At 53.8% G+C, this 24847-nt stretch carries 21 protein-coding genes; 9 read left to right on the top strand and 12 right to left on the bottom strand.

Translation table 11 applies throughout. From position 1 onward, the window contains the following. Positions 1–10: 10 nt before the first annotated feature. Entirely contained in the window at positions 11–1495 is a 1485-nt protein-coding gene (locus Q0W37_RS05975) for a pitrilysin family protein (protein ID WP_297699710.1), read from the top strand. A 63-nt stretch (positions 1496–1558) separates the two neighbouring features. Further along, positions 1559–2680: an adenosylhomocysteinase gene (locus Q0W37_RS05970; protein WP_297699708.1), complete on the top strand. Its 1122-nt coding sequence runs from the start codon at positions 1559–1561 to the stop codon at positions 2678–2680. 38 nt (positions 2681–2718) lie between these two features. Here Q0W37_RS05970 and Q0W37_RS05965 read toward each other — a convergent pair whose 3' ends face one another. From Q0W37_RS05965 to Q0W37_RS05935, 7 genes are all read right to left on the bottom strand, one after another. Next, positions 2719–4314: a lamin tail domain-containing protein gene (locus Q0W37_RS05965; RefSeq protein ID WP_297699707.1), complete on the bottom strand. Its 1596-nt coding sequence runs from the start codon at positions 4312–4314 to the stop codon at positions 2719–2721. Between the two features lie 14 nt (positions 4315–4328). Beyond that, positions 4329–5177 (bottom strand): polyphosphate polymerase domain-containing protein, encoded by an 849-nt coding sequence (locus tag Q0W37_RS05960; protein ID WP_297699705.1) that lies wholly within the window; start codon positions 5175–5177, stop codon positions 4329–4331. A 1-nt stretch (position 5178) separates the two neighbouring features. After that, entirely contained in the window at positions 5179–6579 is a 1401-nt protein-coding gene (locus Q0W37_RS05955) for a hypothetical protein (protein WP_297699703.1), read from the bottom strand. 62 nt (positions 6580–6641) lie between these two features. Continuing rightward, the gene (locus Q0W37_RS05950; protein WP_297699702.1) at positions 6642–7706 is read right to left on the bottom strand and encodes an HlyD family efflux transporter periplasmic adaptor subunit; all 1065 of its coding nucleotides are present in this window, start codon (positions 7704–7706) and stop codon (positions 6642–6644) included. A gap of 10 nt (positions 7707–7716) precedes the next feature. After that, the gene (locus tag Q0W37_RS05945) at positions 7717–8400 is read right to left on the bottom strand and encodes a DUF4956 domain-containing protein (RefSeq protein ID WP_297699700.1); all 684 of its coding nucleotides are present in this window, start codon (positions 8398–8400) and stop codon (positions 7717–7719) included. A gap of 240 nt (positions 8401–8640) precedes the next feature. Beyond that, positions 8641–9669 carry a VWA domain-containing protein gene (locus tag Q0W37_RS05940; RefSeq protein ID WP_297699698.1) on the bottom strand — a complete coding sequence of 343 codons (1029 nt, stop codon included), beginning with the start codon at positions 9667–9669 and terminating at the stop codon, positions 8641–8643. A gap of 12 nt (positions 9670–9681) precedes the next feature. After that, positions 9682–10785, bottom strand: coding sequence for a VWA domain-containing protein (locus Q0W37_RS05935; protein WP_297699696.1), 1104 nt, complete (start codon positions 10783–10785; stop codon positions 9682–9684). 322 nt (positions 10786–11107) lie between these two features. Between Q0W37_RS05935 and Q0W37_RS05930 the strand changes: the two genes are divergently transcribed. The 5 genes from Q0W37_RS05930 (at position 11108) to Q0W37_RS05910 (ending at position 17187) form a co-directional block, all read left to right on the top strand. Further along, entirely contained in the window at positions 11108–12823 is a 1716-nt protein-coding gene (locus Q0W37_RS05930; protein ID WP_297699694.1) for a TolC family protein, read from the top strand. A gap of 48 nt (positions 12824–12871) precedes the next feature. Continuing rightward, positions 12872–13870: an HlyD family secretion protein gene (locus Q0W37_RS05925; protein WP_297699693.1), complete on the top strand. Its 999-nt coding sequence runs from the start codon at positions 12872–12874 to the stop codon at positions 13868–13870. 52 nt (positions 13871–13922) lie between these two features. Continuing rightward, a complete protein-coding gene (locus Q0W37_RS05920) occupies positions 13923–15170 on the top strand; it encodes an ABC transporter permease (protein WP_297699691.1) in 1248 nt (415 codons plus the stop codon). Continuing rightward, complete coding sequence (locus Q0W37_RS05915) at positions 15167–16357, top strand: ABC transporter permease (RefSeq protein WP_297699689.1); 1191 nt, start codon at positions 15167–15169, stop codon at positions 16355–16357. Before Q0W37_RS05920 ends, Q0W37_RS05915 begins: the two co-directional genes overlap by 4 nt. Before the next feature lie 113 nt (positions 16358–16470). Then, positions 16471–17187, top strand: coding sequence for a zinc metallopeptidase (locus Q0W37_RS05910; RefSeq protein WP_297699687.1), 717 nt, complete (start codon positions 16471–16473; stop codon positions 17185–17187). Positions 17188–17244: 57 nt separating this feature from the next. On the opposite strand, the gene Q0W37_RS05905 is transcribed toward Q0W37_RS05910, so the two are convergent. From Q0W37_RS05905 to pgk, 3 genes are all read right to left on the bottom strand, one after another. Continuing rightward, positions 17245–18750: a segregation/condensation protein A gene (locus Q0W37_RS05905; protein ID WP_297699685.1), complete on the bottom strand. Its 1506-nt coding sequence runs from the start codon at positions 18748–18750 to the stop codon at positions 17245–17247. Positions 18751–18871: 121 nt separating this feature from the next. Next, complete coding sequence (locus Q0W37_RS05900; protein WP_297699683.1) at positions 18872–19477, bottom strand: hypothetical protein; 606 nt, start codon at positions 19475–19477, stop codon at positions 18872–18874. A gap of 218 nt (positions 19478–19695) precedes the next feature. Further along, on the bottom strand, positions 19696–20952 hold the full coding sequence (pgk, locus tag Q0W37_RS05895; protein ID WP_072801299.1) for a phosphoglycerate kinase: 1257 nt from the start codon (positions 20950–20952) through the stop codon (positions 19696–19698). Positions 20953–21533: 581 nt separating this feature from the next. Between pgk and Q0W37_RS05890 the strand changes: the two genes are divergently transcribed. Both Q0W37_RS05890 and Q0W37_RS05885 read left to right on the top strand, forming a co-directional pair. Beyond that, positions 21534–22568 (top strand): hypothetical protein, encoded by a 1035-nt coding sequence (locus Q0W37_RS05890; protein ID WP_297699680.1) that lies wholly within the window; start codon positions 21534–21536, stop codon positions 22566–22568. Continuing rightward, complete coding sequence (locus Q0W37_RS05885) at positions 22562–22927, top strand: dihydroneopterin aldolase (protein WP_297699678.1); 366 nt, start codon at positions 22562–22564, stop codon at positions 22925–22927. Before Q0W37_RS05890 ends, Q0W37_RS05885 begins: the two co-directional genes overlap by 7 nt. Before the next feature lie 3 nt (positions 22928–22930). On the opposite strand, the gene Q0W37_RS05880 is transcribed toward Q0W37_RS05885, so the two are convergent. Both Q0W37_RS05880 and Q0W37_RS05875 read right to left on the bottom strand, forming a co-directional pair. Next, complete coding sequence (locus tag Q0W37_RS05880) at positions 22931–24466, bottom strand: YifB family Mg chelatase-like AAA ATPase (protein WP_297699676.1); 1536 nt, start codon at positions 24464–24466, stop codon at positions 22931–22933. Positions 24467–24475: 9 nt separating this feature from the next. Continuing rightward, positions 24476–24799 (bottom strand): SpoVG family protein, encoded by a 324-nt coding sequence (locus Q0W37_RS05875; protein ID WP_297699674.1) that lies wholly within the window; start codon positions 24797–24799, stop codon positions 24476–24478. Positions 24800–24847 lie beyond the last annotated feature (48 nt).

Genomic DNA, 24847 nt, shown 5'->3' with positions numbered 1-24847 from the left:
GGTTGAGTTTATGCAGTGCAAGAATTTGAATCGGAAATTTTCGTGGCTGGGCCTGGTCCTTTTCGGGGCTCTTTCCTTGATGGTGCCGGCGCAGGCCGAAGTGAATTTGAATGTCCATAAGGAAGTTCTTCCTAACGGGCTCACGGTTCTTTTGCATCCAAACAAGCAGGCTCCTACGGTGAGCTGCCGCCTGTTCTATGTGACGGGTTCCGTGCACGAGGTTCCGGGAAAGTCCGGTCTTGCCCATATTCTGGAACATGAACTTTTCAAGGGTTCCAAGAAAGTCGGCATTACCGACAGCATTGCCGATGCCAAGTTCATGGCGACGCAGGATAGCCTGCAGGCCCTTATTCGCCCTGCTATTTTGGCCGGTGACACGGCAACGGTGAAAAAGCTCACCGCCGAACACGATTCCGTGCTGAATGAACACCGCAAGATTTTTGTGAAGGACGAACTTTGGAGCGCCTACCAGTCGGCAGGGGGCACGGGTCTGAACGCCTTTACAACCGACTTGATGACGGCCTACATCGTGACCCTTCCCAAAAATAAGGTTGAGCTTTTCATGTGGCTGGAATCCGACCGTATGCAAAATGCGGTGCTGCGTGAATTCTATTCCGAACGCATGGTGGTGCGCGAAGAACGCCGTATGCGCTACGACGACCGTCCGACAGGCCGGTTCTCCGAGACGCTCAATTCAATGATTTACGAGGCTTTCCCCTACCGCGTACCGACAATCGGCTGGCCAAGCGACATCATGAACCTCACGCGTGAAATGGCCGATGAACATTACCGCAAGTATTACAAGCCGCGCAATGCGATTCTGGTGCTTGCAGGTGACCTCGACACGGCCGAGACGATGGAAATGGTGAAAAAGTATTTCGGCCCGATTCCGACCGGGGAGGCTTTCCCGCCGCTTACCATTCGCGATCCGGAGCAGGCTGGCGAAAAGCGCCTGACGGTGAAACGTCCCGATGCGCCGAATATGTATACGCTGACCTTTAAGACCCCCGAAGTGGGCGACAGCATCCTCTATCCGCTCGACATCGCCGAAGGGGTATTGAACGGCCGTTCCGGCAGGCTCTACAAGCGCCTGGTAGAACAGGAAAAGCTTGCCGTGAGCGTGTCTGCAAGCAATAGCCCGAACAAGTACATTTCGGAATTCGGCGTGACGGTGAACATGCGGCCCGATGCCGATCCGGCAAAGGTCGAAAAGGTTGTATGGGAAGAACTGGAAAAGCTCAAGACCGAAACGGTTTCCGAACGTGATTTCCAGAAGGTGAAAAACCGCGCCTATGCGGGCCTTGTGCGTAGCCTGACCGATATGGAAAACGTGGCCACGATGCTTGCATGGTACGAAATGTTTGGTGACTACCGCATTTTCCTGAAGTGGGCCGATCGCCTGAACCAGGTAAGTGCCGCCGACGTGCAGGCAGCGGCGCAGAAAACATTTGTCCGCGAAAAGTCCGTTGCCGGTTTCTTGCTGAAAAATAAGTAAATCAATTTTGCATGCCCGCTCTCTTGTTTGCCATGGGAGTGGGCTTTTTTTAAATTTGTCGCCATGCTTTTTTCGGATATCATCAGCGAAAATTACGATCCTAGGGAATATCCCGCTTTAGCTTTACTTGCCGACCAGTGGATTTCGACCCGTCCTTTCGAGGGCCTGAAAATTCTCGTGGGCACGCCGATTTTTAGGAATACTTTGGTGCAGTACATGGCACTTCTGGCCGGTGGTGCGCACTTGACGGTGGGCTATGCCGAGTGCGACGGGGCCGCGTCGGTTCCCCACGACCAGAAGGTGATTGACCTGATTCGTAAGAATGGCATTGCCGTGATTACGGACATGGATATCCGTAATGGAACGGTCAAGGACGATTTCGACCTGATTCTGGATTGTGCGGGTCAGTTTTCTTTCTGCAAGCCGAAAAAGGGCTTTGTCGAACTGACACGTAGCGGCGTTCAGTTCTATGAAAAGTCGGAACTTCCGGTGTATGTCGCGGATAGCGGAATCGTAAAGCGCGTCGAGACAGTGCTTGGAACGGGTGACGGCTTTTTCCGCGGCCTGGAAATGTCGGGCTATGGCCAGTTCGAAGGCAAGCGCCTTGTGGTATTTGGAAGTGGCAAGGTCGGCTGCGGTATTGCGCTCCAGGGAGTGCGCCGTGGTATGGAAGTTTGCGCCATTACCGATACGCGCGTGGTGAATACGGCTTCGGATTTTAGCGGAACGCTTTCGAACAATGATGTTCGAATCGAAAACTTCATGGACGACAATGCGGTCTCGAAAGCGATTGCCGAGGCTGATTTTTTGGTGACGGCGACGGGCGTAAAGAGTGCCCTGACTTGGGCCGCCATCTCGGCGATTCTTGCAAAGCCGAAACTGGTCGTTGCCAATATGGGTGTCGAAGACGAATTTGGCGAAATCGTTCCCAAGTCGCGTGTGCTTAACGGAAAGGCCCCGCTGAATTTTAAGCTGGAAGAGCCTACTCACCTGAAGTACATCGACACAAGTCTTGCCTTGCATGCTGCACTAGGCGAACGCCTTCTGCTTGATTATTGCGAATCGAAAGGAGAAATCCCGTTTAAGGGAACCTTCGATCCTCCTGCCGAAATTGAACAGCGCCTGCTGATGACGACCATACAAAATGGCGCCATCGGTCAGGAAATCTGCGACATGATGCGATAGCCTGACTTAAGGCGCCGTTTGAGCTAGAAAAGCCGGGATTACTTTCCGGGGGTCGGTTCTCCTACGGTCCACGCGGAGGCTTCGTAGCCCATGGTGCTCGTGTCTTTGCGCTGTAGACTGTATCCGTAACCGTCTGCGCGCTTGTAGTCGATTCCGTTACCGCTCCAGTTATCGCTATAGAGAGTCGCATCGGACCAGTCGTAGAACCACTGGTCGTTCAGCGGATTGCTTGCATCTTTCTGGTGGAAGTAGGGCTTTTTCACGGCGATTGTTTCGCCACGGTTCGAAAGCTTGCCGCTGTAGAACTTGACCTTGACTTCGTTTCCGATCGAATAGCGGCTGCGAATCACGTCTTCGCCGAGGACGGTCTTGAGCGATTCAGGGAACAGCACGGCAAGGCCTCCGGCAGGAATGGTGTCGGTATTTGCGAATTCGAAGTTGATACCTTCCACTTTCCAGCCTCTGACGTCACCGCTCGTCAATTTTTCGTAGGGCACTATAGCTGCATCCGACGTGTTCTTGAGTTCCAGGAATTCCACCTGGTTCGGATCGTCTGCGTTCGGGTGGTACTGGATTTCGTTGATGATAAGGCTTCCGATGTAGAGCGCGGAGTTCGCTTCGCCCTTGGTGGCGGTCTTCAGGGCGCCCTGTGCCGTAGAACCGTCGCTCAGGTCCACAACACCGCTCGAAAGCTTGCTGGACGGAAGCAACAGACTGGATTCGTCACCGTCGGTGGCACCGTACAGGTAATAGGCGCCGCCGATGTCGCTTACGATCAGTTCTTCGTCAAAGCTGGTCTTGGCTTCCAGGACAAGGTATCCGCCTGCGGGAACGGTGCCTTCCTTAATAGAAAGCTTCTGATCGCGGATTTTCGATTCGAATACCCAGCCGGTCACGTCAACCGGTTCGGAACCGGCGTTGTAAAGTTCAACCCACGCATCCGAAGTCGTGGTCGTCGGCATGATTTCGTTCAGGCGGATGTTAGAGGTCGTAAGCCACTTGTCGTCTCCGACGCCAGGCTTTCCGTTGGGTTCTGCGCTTGCTCCCCAGGACGCCGCCTGCGCGGCGTTACCGCCCTTGTACACCAGGGTACGTCCCTTGCCGTTTGCAAGAGAGGGCCACGGAGGATCCTTGCTGTACGAACAGCTGATGTCACCTTTGTTCGAAAGTTTCACGTCAATCACGTCGCCTTCGTTCGAAAGCTTGGCGACCGATCCCGTGGAGGGGTCGTTGTCCCAGGGACCGAAAAGTCTTCCGTTAAAGTCGGGATAGGTTTCCTTGAACAGGTCCCTGTTGTTCGTGACGACGATGTATTCGCCCTTGGCAAGCGGTTCGTCGGGGAATGCGAAGCTGACTGCTCCGTCCAGGCGCATGTTCATGGCGAGCATGCTCTTGAGGTCGGGGCCGCTTGCGATGGTGACTTCCACCCATTCGAGTTCCGAACCCTTGGGCGCGTTGTACATGATTTCGGTAATGGCCATCGCCGTTATCGTTTCCCCGGAGGAGGCGGGTTCGCTGCTTTCGGAGGAATCTGCTTCAGGTTCCGTTGCAGAGGAGCTGTCGTCGGAACAGGCCGCAAAGAATGCCATTGCGGATACTCCGAGACCCATTGCAAATAATTTTTTGATATCCATAGAGGTATCCTTTGTTATACACATTCTCTATTTAACAAATTTTCTTCGATCGGTAATCCGAGTTTTGTCCAATAGGGGGTCTTGAAACGTCTCGGATTTTCGTACACGCGTTTCCATTCGGCGGCTGCATTGCCAAATTTCGAGAACGCGGCGTGTTTCAGGTTCAGGAACTTGATGAGGTCGAACATCCAGTACGGCACCTGCGAACACGGACACTTGAGTTCGAGCACGGCGTCGCAACCGGGCTGGAAAAAGCGGGGAATTCCTGTGGAATGCATGTAGTGCGGGTCTACCGTGTAGTCGAATCCGTTTTCTTCCCTAAAGCGCATTCCGGTGTCGATCGTTACACGCGAGTACTCTTCGCGGAGTCCGAACCAGGCGCGACGCTTGTATTGCGTCAAAAGGCGCGGGTGGGCGTTGTAGAGTTCGGTCTTATACAGGAAATCCTTGACGTACTTGCGGTCCTTTTCGCCCTTGCACGGCCAGTCCTCGGGTTTCATGTGCCAGACTTCGCCGGGGTTAATCCCCTTGACGGTTCCGCGGCTCTTGTAGCAGATATTCTTGATTTTCCGCTTGCATTCGAAATGGAACGTTCCTTCCTGGGCGGGGTGTTCGCCGTAGGTGCGGATGCGCATGTTGAAACGGTCCAGGAGCTGTTTCTTTTTCCAGCCGAGGAAAGTCCAGGTGGGCGAGTCCAGGTAGAGGTTCGTAATCCAGTAGAAACCGCCCGGGGTTATCTTGGAGTAATAGTCTTCTTCGCAGTAGGGGGCGAGGAATGCGCCGATACGGTCCGCCCATTCCACGGGAATGTGGTACTTGAGTTCGAACCTTTCGAGAAGACTGAATCCGCGGGCTTCGGCCATACTACTTGAGCCCCCTTACTAGGTGGTTCTGCACACCTTCCTGGGAAAGCACTCCCGCATACTGCAAGAGTTCCAGGTACAGGCTGAAAATGTCGTCTTCGAGCTTGGTGGCGCTCAGTTCGCTTTCAATGGCGCTTTCACGTGCACGCAGCAGGAGCAGCGGATCGGAACCGGCGTCCTTTGCAAACTGTTCGAAAATGCTTCCGGCGTTCACCTTTTCGACGAATTCCTTCTGCACCTTCCACTGGGCCATGAGAACGTTAATTTGTTCTACGATCTTTCCGACCTTCTGGTTCACGTCGCGGACTTCGTCCATGTAGTCGCCTTCGGCATCGAGGTCAGCCACCTGGTTGCGCAGGTCATTGTCCTTGTTCGAATCAAAGAACGGAAGCTTGATGGCGACGTTTGCAAAGAACTTGTCGCGGGTACGGCGGCCATCCTTGTCGTCGACGAGCGCTTCGAGCAGGTAGTCGTTTGCGTAGGAACCCTTACAGACGGAGTTTTCGTAATCGCCGTCGCAACCGCCGCTTTGCATGTATTCGTCGTAGAAGTCGGTGTAGTCGCCTGCCGTTACATCCTTGTAGCTGATGTCCTTGTACTTTTTCATCAAGGACTCGATCTTCATGGAATATCCGATTCCGATATGCGAAATGTAGTCGCGGCGGCTAGCGACGTCCTGCTTGCCGCGTGCCTTTTCGGAATCCATCCTGCTTTTCGCCTTGGCGAGCAGCGGGAACTTGTCATTGACTTCTACACCGTCTTTCAGCTGAGCCTCGATTTCTTCCATGGTCGGAAGCCAGCTGGTATCGAGTTCGATGCTGTCGAAATCCCCTGCGAACAGGTGGAGTTTTGATTCGGAGTACTTGAGCGAGTTGGTGTCGTTAATGAGGGCTGCCTTGATGGAGGCTTCCTTTTCGAGAGCGGACATCAGGTCTTGCGGATTGAAACTGGCGGAACCGGCTTTCATGTGGAGGACTTCGATGCGGTCAGAGTTCACCTGCAGGAGTTCTGCGTTCAGCTGGTTGATGCGCTTGCGCAAGACGTAGTGAATGGCGCGCTCGTAACGGTCGTAAAGCAGTATGGCGCGGTCTTCGGCAAGGTGCGCGTTCGCGTATGCCATCTGGGCCTCGTAATGGGCGCGGTCTGCAGCCCCTTCGCCGAATGCCTTCGGGGTGACGCGGAGTTCAAAGTCGTGGCTTGCAAAGCTGAAGCCGTCGAGCTTGTAACGGAGTTCAAGCTTTTCCCACAACTTGGTGTTGCGGGAGGTCGCAATGTTTGCACGCTTTTGAGAAGCCTGATAACGCACATCCTGGTCTGCAGACTGGACAAGCGTTTCCCAAGTCAAGGGAGCGGCCATCAAGGGAGCTGCGACAAACAAAGACATAAAAGCAAAGCGATTCATAAAGTATTTCATTCAATAGATTGCTTCGCACTCTACGGTGCTCGCAATGACGTTAATGGAACTTACTCCGAAATAGTGACCATTTCTCCCAGAAGGAACGGATTTTCGGCAGGAATCGTAATGATGACTTCGCGGCCGTGGATTGGCATTTCGGGCATTTTCCACATACGCACCGGGAATTCCACGATGCGGCTAGAAAGACCGACCACCTTGCCCTTGATTGCCTTGCCGGTTCCGCTCAGGGTTTTCACCTTGACCTTTTCGCCGATATCCATGCGCTGGTGCATCTTTTCGTGAATGTAGCCGCGCACAAGCGTCGGGGACTTGTGGGTGAGGGTGACAATGGGAGCAAAGCTTGAAACCTTTTCGCCGTCATGGACGTTCACGGAACCCACGACCCAGCTTTCCTTGGCAATCTGTACCAGTTCTTCTTGCTGCTTCTTGAGTTCTTCGAGTTCCTTCTTCAGGTTCTCGACTTCGCTCTTGCCGGCATCCTTCTGCAGGCGGTTGCTGCTCTTCAGGAGCTTGATCTGTTCGTTCGCGTTAGCGTTTGCGACAGCCAGTTCGTTTTTCAAGCTCTTGATTTGCATGGCCATGGCGTCCTTGCCGTCGCTATCGGCGCTGGAACCCTTCAGGCTCTTGAGCTTGGAGGCAATTTCCTTGTTCTTCTTGTACTCGGCTTCGAGTCTGTTGATTTCGGACTTGAGCGTGAGAGTCTTTGTGGCAAGTTCTGCCTTGACCGCTGCGACCTTCTGGTCGATGTCTGCGGCGGAAAGATTGCTGCGGCCTGCACTTGCGTCCAGTTCGCGGGTCACTTCGGCGATGCGCAGCGTCAGGTCCGGGCGGTTGAGTTCAACGATGGTGTCTCCGGCTTCGATGGCCTGACCCGGCATCACGTGCACCTTGACCACTTCGGTCGGGCTCGGTACGCTGATCGTCGTTTCGGCGGCTTCCGCAATTCCCTGGAAGGTCGCAATCTTGCCCTGGTACATGAACCCAAGGACAATCGCGATGATGACGCAAAGGATCCAGGCGATTGAAAGCTTGTGTCCGTAAACGTAGGCGACGCCGGCGTTAGACTTGTGCGTGTTCCAAAAATTATCGAGCATATCACTAAGCTTGTTCATACGGTCTCCCTTACATTTCCGTCGTGGCGTCCTGCATCATGAACTGCACGTCCGAGATGCCCTCGATCTTGGAAAGATCACTCAGGATTTCTGCTGCCGGCTTGGTGGCGCGCAGGCGAATCTGGTAGGCGACATCGAGGCGGGCACCGCCGTCCACTTCGCGCATCGTAATCAAGATGAATGTCTTGAGGCTGCTTTTCATGATGTCTTCGATCTGGCCGCGAACCTTGGGCTCGTTCGGGAGAGCAAAACGGAGCATGCCGTCAAAGAAGTGCTTGGTTCCAAGTCCCGTGCGCGAAAGCAGGAAGGCGACGATGCTGAAGGCGATTGTTCCGCCGACGGCGGCTCCCCAGGCGTACACGCCGCAACCGATACCGGCGCCGAGCGATGCGAACACGAACATGATGTCGCGCGGGTCCTTAAAGCTTGTTCTGAAGCGAACCACGGAAAGAGCGCCCATCATACCGAGACCGCGGCCCACGTTGTCGCCAATGGCCTGCATCACCGTTGCGGCGACCACGGCACTCAGCACGATTGCCTGCACAAAATTGCGCGAATACGAAAGTCCGAGGAACGTCTTTTCGTAGGTCCAGGCGATAATCGAGGACAGGATAAACGTAAGGATCAAAGTGTACGCCAATGTAATAAGGGAGGCATTGGCGGTGCCGGACTGGACGGCTAATAGGTCGAGCATAGATACTCCGTTGGTTAACTTTTTCTTTTCACCCAAAATTTACTTTAATAAGGAGTAAATTTAATACCTATTTGTGTAAAATTGGATGAACAAAAACCAAACTAACCTATTTAAATAGGGGGATTCGGGGGAATTCCACCCTATTTTTTTACACCATGTTGGAATAATAGCAAAAAAGGTGTAGAAATGCACCTAAAAAGATTTTTGCATTTTAATCAAACGTGCAAATAGCGTGTAACTTTAGTTGAATCGTCCGGCTCCGATGCGACGCTTGCGGCCCCTTTCAGACACGAGCGCTTCGATCAGGAACAGGAGGGCGGCCAGTCCGAGGAAAATCTGGTAACGGTCCTGGTAATTTTCCATGCGGTCGGATGCCTGGTCCTTTTTTTCGAGGCTTGCAATTTCAGTCAGCACCTTCTGCAACTGGAATTCGCCGGGGCTTGCGTAAAAATACAGGCCACCGGTGACGCTTGCGATTTCTTGCAGTGTGCCGTCTTCGAGGCGGGTCGTGACGATGTTTCCCTGCATGTCCTTCTTGTAGGCGACTTCGCCATTCTTCGAAGGTACGGGAATAGGCACGCCTTCGCGGGAGCCTATGCCGATGGTGTAGATGCGGATGCCCATCTCGGCGGCTTCCTTCGCGGCGTTGACGGCGGCGGCTTCGAGTTCTTCGCCGTCGCTCATCAGGATCATCACGGAATACTGCCCTGCGCTACCGGAATTCTTGTAAAGGGACATTCCCTTGCGGATAGCGTTTTCGAGGTTCGTTCCCGGCATGAGCCAGCCCGGAGTAAGTTCACGGAGCATCATCTGCACGGTGCCGTAATCGAGGGTGAGTGGTACCATCACCTGGGCTTCACCGGAGAATGCCACAAGTCCCACGCGGTCGCCCGAAAGCGATTCCAGGAACGAAGAAATTTCGTGGCGGCTACGGGTGAGTCGGTTCGGCTTCACGTCCTCGGCGAGCATCGAAAGAGAAATGTCCTGCAACAGCACCAGGTCAAGGCCGCGGCGCTCGATGTGTTCCATCTTGCGTCCCCATTGCGGGCGTGCAAGGGCGACGAACAGGAAGGCTATCGCAAAAAGAAGCAGCGTTACTTTCGCAAGGCGGCGCCACGGCGAAACGGATGTCGAAAGCTTGGGCAACATCGAAAGCGAAACAAAGCGGGCGGCAAGCTTCTTGCGACGGTGATAGGCATACACAAAAAGGAGCGCAAACAGGGGGAGCGTTAAGAGTCCCCACAGGAACATCGGTTCAGCAAATCGCATTCAACACCTCCATTACGGAATGCGCACGAAGCGCGTATTCGCAAGCAACAGTTCAAGTAAAATGAGCAGGGCGCCTGCCAAAAGCCACGGGTAGAACTTTTCGGCGTAGCGGGCGTAGGCGACTGTCTCGATTTCAGTCTTTTCGAGTTCGTCAATTTCGGAATAGATCTTTTCGAGTTCTTCCTTGTTCTCGGCGCGGTAGAAGCGGCCTCCGGTCTTTTGGGCAACGGATTTCAGCACACTCTCGTCGATGCCTTCTTCGGGAGTGATGTCGCGTTCGCCCCAGGAAATATCGCCAGTCCACGGATTCTGCTGGAAGGCGAGAATCTTGCCGCTTTTCTTGCCTACACCGACCGTGTAGACCTTGACTCCCAGCGACTGCGCTACGTCGGCGGCACGCATCGGGGGCACGAGGCTTGCGTTGTCGCGACCGTCGGTCAAGAGCACCACCACCTTGGACTTGGCTTCGGATTTCTGGAGCCTTGCAAGGGCGTTCATCAGGCCGTCGCCAATGGCGGTACGGCTGTTCATAATGGAATCGCGGGCGAGGTCGTCGGTGGCTTTCAGAATTTCAAGCAGCGAGCCGTAATCGAGCGTGAGCGGGCACTGCGTAATGGAGCGGGCTCCGAAAGCGGAAAGGCCGATTCGGTCGCTGTGGCGTTTCTGGATAAAGTCTGCAATCACCTGCTGGGCGTAACCCAGGCGGCTGTATTTCCAGTAGTCGCCGGATTTCAGGAGGCGTTCGGCGTTCATGACGCCGAGTTTCGCCTGTTCCATGCGGGTGAGCATGTCGAGCGTGCCCATGGAGCCGGAAACGTCGAGTGCGAGCATGATGTCGACTCCATCGGTAGAGGTGTATTCCACCTCCATGGCGTTCTGTGGACGGGCAAGTGCCATGACAAAGCACACAAGGGCGGCAAGGCGCAAAATCGGCACGATATGGCGGAAACGGACGCGTCTGCTCGGGACGGCGCGTTTGGCAATCGAAAGGGCCGGAAATTTGATGGTACTCTTGCGGCGGTGTTCACGATAGACGTACCAACCGACTAAAACAGGGACCAAAAGTAGGAGCCAGAAGGCCTCGGGATTCTGAAAATGAAGTGCACCTAAATCCATAAAATCTCCGAAAAAACGCAAAAATTAAATCTTTTCGCGGAAGAATATACAAAAAAAGGAGAATTGCGACTTTGCTTTGGCCCTTCGGCAAGCTCAGGGACCTTAGTAAGGTTAGCGAGCCTGCGAAGCGTGAGTTTGTCGAACCACAGTGCAGGCAGGAACCTCATTCAACTAGAGATTCTTCGACTCCATCACTTCGTGATTTCGCTCCAGGATGACACGTTCGTGTCTAGGTCTCTTTTCTACCATTTTTCAATGTATGTAAAAAGAAATTATGAAACGGGTGGCTTAATTCCTTTTTTTTATGTATCTTTAGAGTGTTATGAAAAAGTGCGTGATTTTGGGTTTGGCGACGTGTGTCGCTGTTTCTGCTGCGCCCATTTCGCTTTCCGATGCCATTAGTATGGCGAAAGCGGGGAATTCGCAGATTAAGGCCGAAAGGGCAAAGGTCGATATGGCTGAAAGCGGACAATCCGAGGCTTTGTCACGTTTTATGCCTCAGTTGACGTTGTCGGCTAGCGTTACAAAGATTAACGACCCTATTTACATTGACCTGGGCGAAATTCAGAATGCCATGAGTGGCCTTGCTGGCGGCCTTGCAACGGTGGGGCCTGCCGCAGCCTATTCCAAGGCGTATATCGATGCCTACAACAAGGCGGATGCGGGCTATCAGCAGGCTTATCAGGGGGCTAAGGCCAAGGGACTTTCCGACGAACAGGCGGCAGCTTTTGCTAGCGATAAACTAGGTGGAAAGTCGGCGAAGGAAATTGCGCAAGAAAATGCGGACAAGTACGAGGCTGAAACTCGGCTGCAGTTAGAAGGTGCCAAGTCGCAGATAGACGATGCCGATTTTAGGATGAAGGTCCAGGATGACGTGTTTTTCAATGCGCGCCTGACGGCCATTTGGCCGATTTTTACGGGTTTCAAGATTTATTCTGCCTACGATGCGGCCAAGGAGAACGTGAATGCGAAAAAGGCGGCGTTCGACATGGCGCAAAATACAATCCTGATGGATGTGGCGACCAAGTATTTTACGCTCCGCTTGGCGGAAGAGTTGACGGTGCTTCGTGAAAGCACCAGGAAAAATCTGGAAGAACACCTGGCGCGTTCCAAGAAACTCGAAGAAGGTGGCCAGATCAGCAAGGCGGAACGCCTGCGTGCCGAAGTCGCCTTGGCGGAAGCTGAAAACGCCCTGGAAGATTCCTATCGCGATCAGACGCTCGCGAAGCTTGCCCTTGCAAGCCTGTTGCATACCGATACGAACATCACTGCAATTACGCCGGTGATGGCGCCGGAGCAGACAATCGACATGGACGAGTATAAGCGCCTTGCCTTAGACAGACATCCGGGATTGCGCCAGTTGCGTACCGAGCGCAAGCGTAGCCAGGATGCCGTGAGTGCAGCCCGTGCCGATTACTACCCGACGGTGGCCCTGTTTGCTTACAAGGAACTCTATACCCGAGACTTGACTCTCTTGGAACCGGACTGGGCCGTGGGTGCCAAGATGCAGTGGGACTTGTTCAAGGGCGGCGAAACACGTTCTAAGGTGAGTAACGCAAAGGCTCTTGACCGTTCGCTTTCAAGCATGGAAGAACAGACGATGGATAACATCGGGCTCCTCGTGGAAAAGCGTTGGCGCGAAATGGAACATGCCAAGAGTCGCCTTGAAAGCTTGAAGAAAACCCGTGAACTTGCCGAAGAGGCTCACCGTAGTCAGACTTTGGCCTACGAGGCGGGGCTTGCGACAGGCCTCGATGTGGTCGATGCCGAACTAGCCCTTTCGCGCTTGCAGGTGGCTGACCTTAAGGCCCATTACGATGCCGTGCTTGCATGGCTTGGACTTCTGGAAGCGAGCGGCGAGGTGGCGAACGCCGGTGAAATGATTAAGGATGTAAAACCGGTAGAGGAAACGAAGGTTGAGGAACCGAAGCCCGCCGAACCCGTTGCTGTTCCCGCTGCCGCACCGGTTGCCGATTCGGCAAAGATTGCTGAGCCTACACCTGCTGATACGGCGAACCCCGCACTCCCTAACCACTAACGGACTTCGTCCTACTGCCAACTTCCTACTTTTTAACTGGAGTCAACCATGAACGTTTTAAAAGCAATCGGTAAAATTCTGGTCGTCTTGGCATTGATTGCCTTGATTGTCCTTGGTATCGTCACCTTGCAGAAGTTCGCGACGGAACCGCGAAACGCTTACCTGCAGGGACAAATGGAAGCTCGTCGCGTGCTTGTGGCGGGCAAGGTTCCTGGCCGTGTCGAAAACCTCTTCTTCCGCGAAGGGGACGTGGTTGAAAAGGGTGCCATTGTTGCCCTTATCAGTAGTCCCGAAATCGAGGCAAAAAAGATTCAGGCCCAGGGTGCCCTAGGAGCGGCTCGCGCCCAGGCGAACAAGGCGAAGAACGGGGCGCGTTCCGAAGACATTACGGCGTTAAAGGCGATGGCTGACCGTGCCCAGGAAGCGGCGAACCTTGCAAAGAATACCTACGACCGTGTGCAGAAGCTTTTTAATGAGGGTGTACTCCCGCTCCAGAAGCGTGACGAGGCTGAAACGCAGATGAAGGCGTCGCAGTCTGCCGCTGACGCGGCCAAGGCCCAGTATTCACAGGCCCTTGCCGGTGCCCGCACCGAAGACCGCGCCGCCGCAAACGCCCTGGTGCTCCAGGCGAAGGGCGCCAACGCCGAGGTCGACGCCTACCTCGAAGAAACGAAAATCCGCGCGCCCATCGCCGGCGAAGTTTCCGTCAAACTCGTCGAAGAAGGCGAAGTCGTAGGCTCCGGCATGCCGGTGGTCGCCATCACGGACCTCGACGATTCCTGGGCGGTATTCCACCTGCGCGAAGACCTGCTCAAGAACATCACCAAGGGAAAATCCTTCAGCGTTTTCATTCCGGCACTCGACAAGAATGTCGAAATGGAAGTCAGCTACATAGCCTCGGTAGGCGACTATGCCACCTGGCGCAGCTCCAAGGAAAGCGGCGGTTTCGATCTCAAGAGTTTCGAGGTGCGCCTGCGTCCGAAGCAGAAAATCGAAAACCTGCGCCCGGGCATGAGCGTCCTTTTCCCGGTGGAACAGATACAATAAATTTTCTTCTAGAACAGGAGATGCCCGACTAAATCGGGCATGACAATTCGGTTTGTTTTTATCGTTTTTTAAAGCAGTAAAGAAAATCTATGTCAGTCACAACATCGTGCTGTGGCTGGTACTCCTGATTTTGCCCCTGTTCACTTCTACGTTCATGGTGAATTTTTTCTCGGCAGAAATCATCCAGCATGTGCCCATTGGAATTTTAAAGCAGGACCGATCGCAACTTGCTGACGAAATTACGATGGCGCTCAAGGCGGACCCGGTTCTGGAAGTGGCCCTGGAATGTGAAGATAGGAGCGACTGCGAACATGCCGTAATCCGTGGCGACCTGCAGGCGTTTATCGTTCTCCCTTACGATATGGAACACCGTGCCCTTCGCCTGGAGGCGCCGGTAATCCCCGTTTATTCTAGCGGGCAGAACTACCTCACGAATACGTTTGCCGTAAAGGAAATCCGTTCCGTCATTTCTACAATCGGGGCGAACATGTTTACCAAACAGATGGACGATCCCGTTCGCGTGGAACTCAAGTCGGTCGGAAACCTCAGCGGAAACTACCAGGGATTTTTGGGGCTCGGTCTTGTGACGGCGATCTACCACCTGGCAGGAATCCTTGCGGCGGTCTACCTTTTCAGTTTCCCGTTCCGCGATCACCGCGTCCGCGAATTTTTGCAGGCGGCGGGCGGCTCGCGCGTGGTGCTTGGCGCTGCGACGGTTTTGCCGCTGGTCGTGATTCAGTGGCTGTCGATGGTGGCGGTGTATGCGTATGCTCGCCGTGCGCTTACCCCGATGACGTTCGATGAATTTGTGGTGGTGTCTGCAGGGCAGTTGGCGATGATTCTCGCTTGTTCCGGAGCGGGGGCCGCCTTTGTGGGCATCACGGGTAACATGCGTATGTCTTCGAGCGTGGCGGGCGTTATCGCCGGCCCCGCGTTTGCGTTTGCAGGCCAGACATTCCCGGTGATGGCGATGCCCTTGGTGGTGCGCGGTTTTGCATTCCTGCTTCCGCTCACGCATATTTTGAAGGTGCAGTCTACCATGCTCTTGGGCTCGGTCGGCAAGGCCCATGCCTGGGAATCGATTGTGGTGCTTTTGTGCATGGCTTTATTCTGGCATTTGCTCGCTGCCAAGCTTTTGATGCTTCGCTGGAAAGTCGCCGAAGAAAAAGAGGCGGACTGGGAAGCCCGCGAAAAGTTGCACCTTAAGGATAAGTTGAAGAATGTTGCTGACGCAGTCTATTCGGACTTAAGCATTCGCAAGGCGGTCGCTTCTGATATGGCTGAAAGGGGGCGCAAATGATTGACCTCTTTAAGCGACTTTTCAAGGTGGCGTTCGCCGAATGGAAACTTTTCTACACCGACCCTGCGGCAGTGCTGTTGTTGGTAGTGGCAGGCGTACTTTATGCCTTCTATTATCCGACTCCTTACATGAACCAAACCGCGTCGAAAATTCCCGTAGCCGTTGTCGACTTGGACCATACCGTTATGTCCCGCGAACTCACGCAGATGTCTGCCGCGGCCCAGCAAATTGATGTGCGCTATGTATTTTCGGATATCCGCGAGGCCGAAGACGCCCTAGCGAACGAAAAAATCTACGGTTTCATGGTAATTCCCAAGGACATGGAAAAGACGCTCCGCAACGGCGGCAAGGCGAACGTGAACGTGTTCACGCACGGTGCCTACGTGATGCTCCACGGAAACATCGGGACAGGCTTTGCGACCTGCGCCCTCACCGTCGGTGCCACCACCAAAGTCAAGCGAATAGCCCTCGGCAAGAAAGTCCCTGCGGCCAAGGCAATTGCCATGCGCGACCCGATTCCCATCAGTGTGCAGACCATGTACAACAACACGGGTAGCTACTCCAACTATGTGGTGCCGAGCGTACTCGTACTGATTTTACAGCAGACGCTGGTGATTGGCATTTGCATTCTGGGCGGAGCTCGTGCTCACCGCAAGTTCCGCAAATTGCAACGCGACAGCTCCGTCGAAAATGAGCTGATGCCTTACCGCTACTTTGGCCGCTCGCTTGCGTACTTCTTGCATTACTGCAGCTTTATCTTGTTCTACCACTTTGTGGTGTACAACGTGTTCGAATTCCCGCGCCGCGGCGAAATTTTGCCGATGGTGGCCTTTGCGATCGTGTTCCTGTTCTCGGTCATCAATTTCGGGATGGTGCTTTCGCAGGTATTCCTGCGCCGCGAAACGAGCATGCAACTGTTCCTGTACATGAGCATCCCGATTCTGTTCCTTTCGAACTTTAGCTGGCCCACCGAACTGATTCCGGCCTGGATGAAGGGTTTCTCTTGCCTGTTGCCCTCGACATTTGCCATTCCGGCATGGCTTGCGATTGAACAGCGTGGCGCCGACATTTACGATGCGGCATCGCTTCTGTTGCCGCTCGCTATGCAGGCGGTATTCTACCTGTTGCTCGGGCTCGTGCTCACGAATCTCCGCGACGGAAGCAAACTGAAAACCGGCGACATGTAGGTATGAGGTTTTGAGCTCGGTGCAACGCACCTTTGAGGTTTATTACCGTCTACTTTTGTATATTATAACAGGAAAATAAACCCTGTTTACTTATAACTGCGCCGGAGGCGCCTATGATGTTCGATCCTTTATACATGATGATTCTTTTGGTGACGCTCGCCCTTTCGGGGGGTGTTTCCTGGATGGTCAAGTCTCGTTTTAGCGCAGGCCAGAAAGTCGGCATTTCCAGCGGCCTTACCGGTGCCGATGTCGCAAAGGCAATCCTCATGGATGCTGGCATTACCGACGTGAAGGTCTTGCAGCATCATGGATTCCTGTCGGACCATTACAATCCGCTGAACAAGACTCTGAACTTGTCTCCCGAAGTTTATAACGGCCGTAACGCGTCTGCCGCGGGCGTTGCCGCTCACGAAGTGGGTCACGCCATTCAGCATGCGCAAGGGTACTTCCCGCTGTGGCTGCGTTCCTTTATTGTGCCGGCGGCAAACCTCGGTTCGAATCTTGGTCCGTGGCTTGTGATTCTGGGTATCGTGCTGATGAGCGCGGGCCGCGCTCTCGGTTATTCCCTCGCTGTTGCGGGCGTGGTGCTGTTCGGCATTGCAACGCTCTTTACGCTGGTGACCGTGCCGGTGGAATTCGATGCTTCGTCCCGTGCCAAGAAGGTGCTTGCTCGCCTCGACATCGTGGCGCAGGGCCGCGAATACAATACGGTTTCGGGGGTGCTGTTTGCCGCAGGGCTTACCTATGTGGCAGCCGCCATCGGCTCCATTATGCAGTTGCTCTATTGGGCGTACCGCGCCGGATTAATTGGCGGCAGTCGGCGAGACTGATACGAAGGGAGTACCAACCTTGTAAGGTCCCTGAGCCTGCCGAAGGGCCGATATGAATTAATCGTTTGAGTGGACTTCGATAGACGGGAAGTCGTCATCGTCGTCAGAGCTGTCGGAGTCGTCAGAATTTTCAGAAGCCTGGGAGTCATAGAACGCCTGGGCCTTTTTCATGAACGCTTCGAATTCCTCGTCCGTCATGTTAGGCTCGTTATTCGAACCGTCAGACGGCTGCTGCTCTTCAGCGGGAGACTCATCGACTGGCTCTTCTACCGAGGAATTGTCATTCCCGACTTGATCGGGAATCTCCTTTTCTACTGATGCAACATCTTCTGTATTGTACAAGGGAGGTTCCGGCTCGGCAGCCGGAATGACATCCGTAACAGGCGCAACGATTTCTTCGACGGGTGCTTCCTCAGACACAGAGGTTGCTTCCGCAATCGTTTCTGTTGTCGGTGTATTCTCCGCTTGAACCGGCGCATTCTCTGCCGGAGTGGAATCGGTAGGTGATTCGGTTGCTGATAGGGTTGGTGAGCCTGTCGAACCATCTGCCGCATCGTCTTCCTTCATCATCTCGGCGAACGGGTTTTCCTGCACTTCGCTCAAGTCTTCGCGGCCTTCGAGCATGGCTGTCAGGTCGTCTTCGGTCACGTTCCTGCCGCGGCTGGTCCACAGCACGGCTTCGCGCATCACGGCGGCAAGGTCGCCCACGCTCTGTTCCTTGGAACGTGCGAGCGCCTGGTTGCGAATCGCTTCCACAAGGCCCGGTTTCACGTCCGGATCCTTGCTGAAGAACACGGTCTCGTGCGCCATTTCTTCGGCGTAGTCGGCGTTGTTCTTCTTGCGGTAAATCCAAATGGGGCCGAACAGTTCGCTCTGGCGGAACACGATTTCATCGGTCTTGATCATTTCGAGCATGGCCATGAAGGTCACTGCCGCCACAATCGGGTGAGAATCGTTGTCGAGCAAGTCTTCGAACAGGGCGCGGCCATTCACCGACAGGTAGTTGTTGATGGCCTGCTGACGGTCCTGAATCGTCACGTAGTCGAGTTCGATGTGGTGAATCGTTTCCGAAATCTTTGTCTTCAGGCTCTTCTGGTAGGCGCGGAAAAGCTGCCAGATGTTCGCATCGGCCAAAGTCTCTTCGTCAGTCTGCGTCTTTTCCAGGCGACCGCGGGAATACGTACCGAAGTTCTCGCCTTCCATTTCCTGAAGACCGCTCGCGACCTGCTTGAATCGCTGGTATTCCAGCATTTCCTTCATCAACTGTTCGCGGTCTTCGTTGTATTCCGCTACCATCTCGGGGTCGCGCTGTTCGGCCGGCAAAAGTTCCTGCACCTTGAGAGCCATCAGTCGGCTCGCCATGTACAAGAAATCGCCCGCCTTTGACAGGTCGGTACCCTCGTACTCGTTCACCCACTTTAGGAATTGGTCTGCAATCTCAGCAATCGAAATCTGCTCCAGAGGAACTTCCTTCTTCTGGACAAGATACACCAGCAAGTCCATCGGGCCATTAAACGCCCCAATGCGGACTTCGTATTCTTCCTGTTCTTCGACTTCGGTCATTACAAGGAAAATGTAGAAAAAAAGGGGCTTCCGCTGACTTTCTATCTTTTAATCTTGTTTAAAATCTGATTCGCCCATTCAGGAATACCGTCTTGTCAGAACCGTTTGGCTTAGACATATTTTAAAAATTAAGCAACAGATTGCCGCCGAAAGCCTGTCCTATGGGATTTATCAAGGGGACAATGCTCAAGCTCGTCGAACGCTGGTTGTATTGTCTAAGCTGCTCTTCGTAACCGTTGGCTCGGTCTAACCTTTTCTGTCCATTGGACCTGAAGATAATGCCCGTTATGATGGAGGCTCCACCAACGAATATGCTGCTGCCTCCCAACAAAAAGAGATACGCGCTACCGCTGTCACCTTCTTCATACGAATACTTTTCTGCATCGTGTTCGTAATCAATATGGTTTTTTATTGCATAGGCGGTAACGACAGCACCAGCACACAGGCCCACGCCCCCTGCAATAATCAGCCCTGTCCCGAGATTCTTATGACGATTCCCTATTTTGGTAGCACGTTCGTAGTTGTGCAAAATCCTTGCGATACTGTCATTTTCCAGGGCCGGGGTGTTGTAAACTGCCTGAACATACGTGGAATTCATCTCCTGGGCATGCGCCAAAAGAGCCACAAAGAAAATAAAAAACAGGCAAATGATTTTCATAAGGTCAATGTTACAAAAAAAAGACTCTGCAAAATGCAGAGTCTTTACAAAAGTCAGGAATTTGCGCATGCGCAAAATTCTGGGCTCAGTTATGCGAAAACAAGTTTTCGCGCAACTGAGCCCTACGTATTTTTGGTTAGTTGCGAACGAATGCAGACGGAAGCCTTTATTTAATTAATAAACCGTAATTCGTCTAGAAACGAGCAAGACAAGAAACGCGAGCCGAAGCTGTATAAGACATACAGCGAGAGCTCGCGTGACGCAGTATTGCGAAGTTTATCGACGAATTACTTGTCGGTGAGGACGGCAACGCCCGGAAGCACCTTACCTTCCAGGAGTTCGAGGGAAGCGCCACCACCCGTAGAGGTGTGGGTTACCTTCTTGTCTGCGCCGTACTTCTTGGCAGCCGTAGCGGTATCGCCACCACCGATCACGGTGATTGCGCCAGCAGCGGTAGCTTCGACGATAGCGTCGGCCATAGCCTTGGTGGCCTTTTCGAAGGCTTCGAATTCGAACACGCCTGCAGGACCGTTCCAAACGATGGTCTTGGCGGACTTGATAGCGTTCACGAAGAGCTTGGTGGATTCAGCGCCCACATCGAGGCCCATCCAGCCAGCCGGAATGCCTTCGGCGTCAGAGACAGCCTTGGTAGCAGCGTCGGCAGCGAACTTGTCAGCAGCGATGTAGTCAACCGGGAGGATGATTTCCTTGCCAGCAGCCTTAGCCTTGGCCATCAGATCCGGAACGAGCTTGGCACCTTCTTCGTCAAACAAAGAAGAACCGATTTCGATGTTGTTGAGAACCTTCTTGAAGGTGAAAGCCATGCCACCGCCGATGATGATCTTGTCGGCCTTGTCGAGGAGGTTGTTGATGAGCTGGATCTTGTCAGCGACCTTTGCACCGCCGAGGATGGCGAGGAACGGACGCGGAGGATTGTTGAGCACCTGGTCGAATGCCTTGAGTTCCTTGTTCATGAGGAAGCCAGCAGCACGCTGCGGCAGTTCAACACCAGTCATGGAAGAGTGGTCGCGGTGAGCGGTACCGAAAGCGTCGTTCACATAAACGTCAGCGAGCTTGGTGAGGCTTGCGCGGAAGGCCTTCACGGCTTCCTTGTCGGCCTTTTCCTTAGTTTCGGTGCCATCGGCGTTCTTGATCTTGCGCTTGCCTTCTTCTTCGATGTGGAAGCGGAGGTTTTCGAGGAGGATGATTTCACCCGGCTTGATAGCGGCGCAGGCGGCTTCAACTTCCGGACCAACGCAGTCAGGGAGGAACTTCACCGGCTTCTTGATGAGTTCTTCGAGCTTCTTAGCAACCGGAGCGAGCGTGTACTTCATGTTCTTTTCGCCATTCGGACGGCCCAGGTGGGAAGCGAGCACGACGGCTGCACCCTTGTCGAGAGCGTACTGGATGGTCGGGAGAGCGGCTTCGATACGCTTGGTGTTGGTGATTTCGCCAGTCACCTTGTCCTGCGGAACGTTGAAGTCAACACGGATGAACACGCGCTTGCCGGCGAGTTCGAGATCTTCGATAGAAAGCTTTGCCATTATAGCAATCCTCTTTTTTAGGTTAAAATTTTACGGGGGAAAATATAGTAACTTTTGCGTAGGGCGAACAAAGCGAAGCTGCTTGCAGATTCATTTTTGAGCCCAGCAAAAGACGCTCAAAGAGCGTCAAAGGCGAGTGCTGCGACAAAAGTGTGCAAAGCTAGAAAGCGCAAAAAACTTTTTTGCATTTTCTAGCCGCAGCCACGGACGTCGAAGACGTCAAAAAACGTATGTTTTTTGGCATAGCCGAGCCGTATTATATGCGTTCTGAAAGAACGCCATATAGTAAATAGTAACCTATAAAGGGTAGGGAGACGCCTCCCCCTCGCTTCCATCGCCATCCTCAGGAACATAGGTCCCTGAGCCTGTCGAAGGGCGCTACCCCTTCGAACGGGGCCTCAGGCGCCGGCCCCGTAACGCCCCGCCTGCAATTTTCCGTGATGCTTGTAAATATTGCTTAACAAAAGAGGACGCATGATGAACAAAGTTTGTGTTTGTATGTTACAAATGCATTATGTTTGTGCAAATATTGCTTTTTTTTTATATATTTCCCGAAAAAATTAGACATTTTGGAGTGATAAATGAAACGTTCACTTTTGATGGTTCTCTGCCTTTCCGTAGTATCCGCCTTTGCCGGAGTCTATGATATCGAGGAATTCACCGCGAAGGACGCCGGTGCTCCCGATGACTATATCGTTGCCGAATTTGGTGGAACACTCAAGGTTGCTCCTGCAGACGAAGTTGAATCTCTCCAGGATGGCCGCCTGGTTGTCCGTCAAAAGTTCGAAGATCCGTTCGGCGAATCCGAAACTTCCTACCAGCTTTATCAGGGCGGTGCCGGCGACTTGAGCTCCATGACGGCGATGACTGCCGACGGTGTTGATTACTCCAAGCTGGTTTCCGCTAAGCTTTATGCCCGCCGCGGTATGCCGGCCGACGAAGATGTCGAAAAGGTTTACTTCGATGGCAAGGCAGTTTATGCCCCCGGTCTTACGACTGCGGTCGTCTTTATCGATGGTTCTCCGGTGACGCTCAAGGGCGATGCCCCTGCTGCTGAAGAAGAGGAAACCGTGGCTGCAGCCGAACCTGCCGTTGCCTCTAGCAAGGGTGAAGAATGTGACGAATACGATCCGGATTGCGAAGATGATGACGATGAAGATCTTTCTTCCTATAAGACTTCCGCTCCGGTAGACAACACCGCCGATGATCGCGACTACGCCGCAAGCGATGCAGCCCGCGATGTGGGTGACCGTTTCGGTATTGCTGACGAAGTTCGTTTCTGGACGGCTGTCGGTCTTTCCGCTCTCGCTGTTACGGGTGCCGTTATCGGTATCATGCAGCACAGCAAGGCTACCGAAGCTCAGGACGCTTACGACGACCTGAACGAGCTGAACGAGCTGATTCTGTCTGAATGTGCCGGAAATCCCTCTTGCGAAGCGATTATGCACGATAAGGCGCAGATGGAAGGTATGGACGGCATGTGGACCCTCGCCAATGTGCAGGAACGCATGGCCGAAAACAAGAAGACGCATGACTCCTATGCAACCGGCCGTAACATCTGGTTCGGTATTTCTGCCGCCGCTATCGCCGGTGCAGTCGTTCTCTTCGTATGGTAGTCGAGACGGGTAAAATCTCTATACGGGATTTGGAATTCAGCTGCATCATTGGAACGCTCCCTTTCGAACGTGAAAATGAGCAGCCGATCGTCATGAATATTTCCGTGTGGCTTGACTTTACCCTTGCCGCCCGTAACGAAGACCTAGCCCATTCCATTGATTATGTCCAGCTGGCTGATGACGTACAGGACTTCGTTTGCAAGTCCCGTTTTCAGTTAGAAGAAACTTTGGTGCTGGAAACCGCCAAGCATATCTTGAACCACTACCCGAAGACCGTCGCGGCAGAAGTTTCTGTCCGCAAGCCCCTGGCAATCCCGCAAAGCGCCGGCGCCGAATCTAGCATCAAGGTAATCCGCTAGGTCCTAGCTCCTGAAGGCGCGGTAGCGCAGGGCTTCGGAGAGGTCCATTATTTCTACAGGTTCGGCATTACGGAGGTCGGCGATAGTGCGTCCGACCTTTAACAGTCTATAGTAGCCGCGGGCGCTCAGGTTCATTCGGTCGGCGGCGTTGATGGCGAATCTTTCGGTGGCAGGTGAGAGCTTGCAGCTTTCCTTGGCGAATTCGGATGTCATTTCGGCGTTTGTCTTGAATCGGGTCCCCTTGAATCTTTTGCGCTGAATTTCGCGGGCGCTGCAGACCCGCTTGCGGATATCTGCCGAGGACTCGGCCTGAGTGCACTTTGCAAATTGAGAGGCGTCGATGGGCGGTACGCTTACCTGGATGTCGATGCGGTCGAGGAGCGGTCCTGAAATTTTTTCCTGGTACCGTTTGCGGGCTTCGGGGAGGCAGGTGCAGCTGCGTTTAGGGTCCATCGCGTAGCCGCAGGGGCAGGGATTCATGGCGGCACCCATCATAAAACGTGCGGGCCAGGTGACGGTGCCGCTTGCTCGGCTGACTGAAATGGCGCCTTCTTCCATCGGCTCGCGCAACGCCTCTAGGACGCTGCGGTTGAATTCCGGAAGTTCGTCCAGGAACAGCACACCGTTGTGCGCGAGGCTCGCTTCACCCGGCTTTAGCCGGGTGCCACCCCCCACTAACGAAACCATTGAAGCGCTGTGGTGGGGGCTGCGGAACGGGCGGATCATGACGGGCTTGAATTCTTCGGAATCTCCGGCGGTCCGTGCGCAAGAATGAATGCGTGTGGTCTCCAGGATTTCGGTCTCGGTCATTTCGGGTAAAATTCCCGGCAGGCACTTTGCGCACAAAGTCTTGCCCGCTCCGGGCGAGCCTACGAGCAGAAAATTATGGGCACCCGCGGCGGCCACTTCTAGCGCCCGCTTGACGCCCTCCATCCCGACGACATTTCTAAAGTCGGGAACATCCCGAATGGTGTTCGATAAACGTTTCTGATTCCTGAATCCCGCTGCCCATACGGCGTTGTTTGCAGCTCCGGATTCCATCTTTTCAATACACTCCTTAAGGGAATCGGCGCATACGTAACGGATTCCTTCGACAAGAGAAACTTCGCTTTCGTTCGCGTAGGGAATCACCAAGATATCCTTGCGCTTTTCGGATAAACTCATAGCAATGGAAAGGGCGCCCCGGATAGGTTTCAGCTGGCCGTCGAGTGAAAGTTCCCCGACAAAGACGAGGCTTTCCAACTCGGGGATTTCGATTTCGCCGGTAGCCGTCAATAACCCGATGGCGAGCGGTAAATCCAGGGCGCTTCCTTCTTTCCGCAAATCCGCGGGTGACAGGTTTACCGTGGTACGGAAACCTGTCACCACCTTGTCTACGGAGCGTATGGCTGAAATGACGCGCTCCCTAGATTCTCTTACCGCATTGTCGGGTAACCCTACCAAGGTGAACCCCGGCAGTCCCTGCGACGCATCGACTTCGACACTCACGGGGACAGCCTTTATTCCAAACAAGCAATAAGAGCGGATTCGTCGGAACATCGGAACTCCTTAGGCGATTGCCGCCTGGTATTTTTCCAGGACGCAGTTTTCGATATGTTCGCGCAGATTGCGTGCCATCGGGCAACAGACGCTACGGTAGTCTTCGCCCTTGAAGAACGGGTCAATCGGGTACCCGACAAACATCCCGTTTTCGCCTTCCGTGATACGCAGCCCGCGCACCAGGAACTGGTCATTGAGAACGACGGATGCCATTCCCTTGATGTGCCCCATGGAAGGTCCTTCCTTGAAAGGGTAAACCTGTACGCTGGTGACGGCGAGGCAGTCAAAGGCGCCCGTCGCATTCCATTCCTTTTTCTTTTTTTCTTCGGCCATAAAGGTCTCCTAGTTTGTATGTGATTCTTGCAGGAGCGGTGTAAATCA

The sequence above is a fragment of the uncultured Fibrobacter sp. genome (assembly GCF_947166265.1).
GTDB lineage: Bacteria > Fibrobacterota > Fibrobacteria > Fibrobacterales > Fibrobacteraceae > Fibrobacter.
This window is presented reverse-complemented; position numbering and strand designations above follow the sequence as displayed.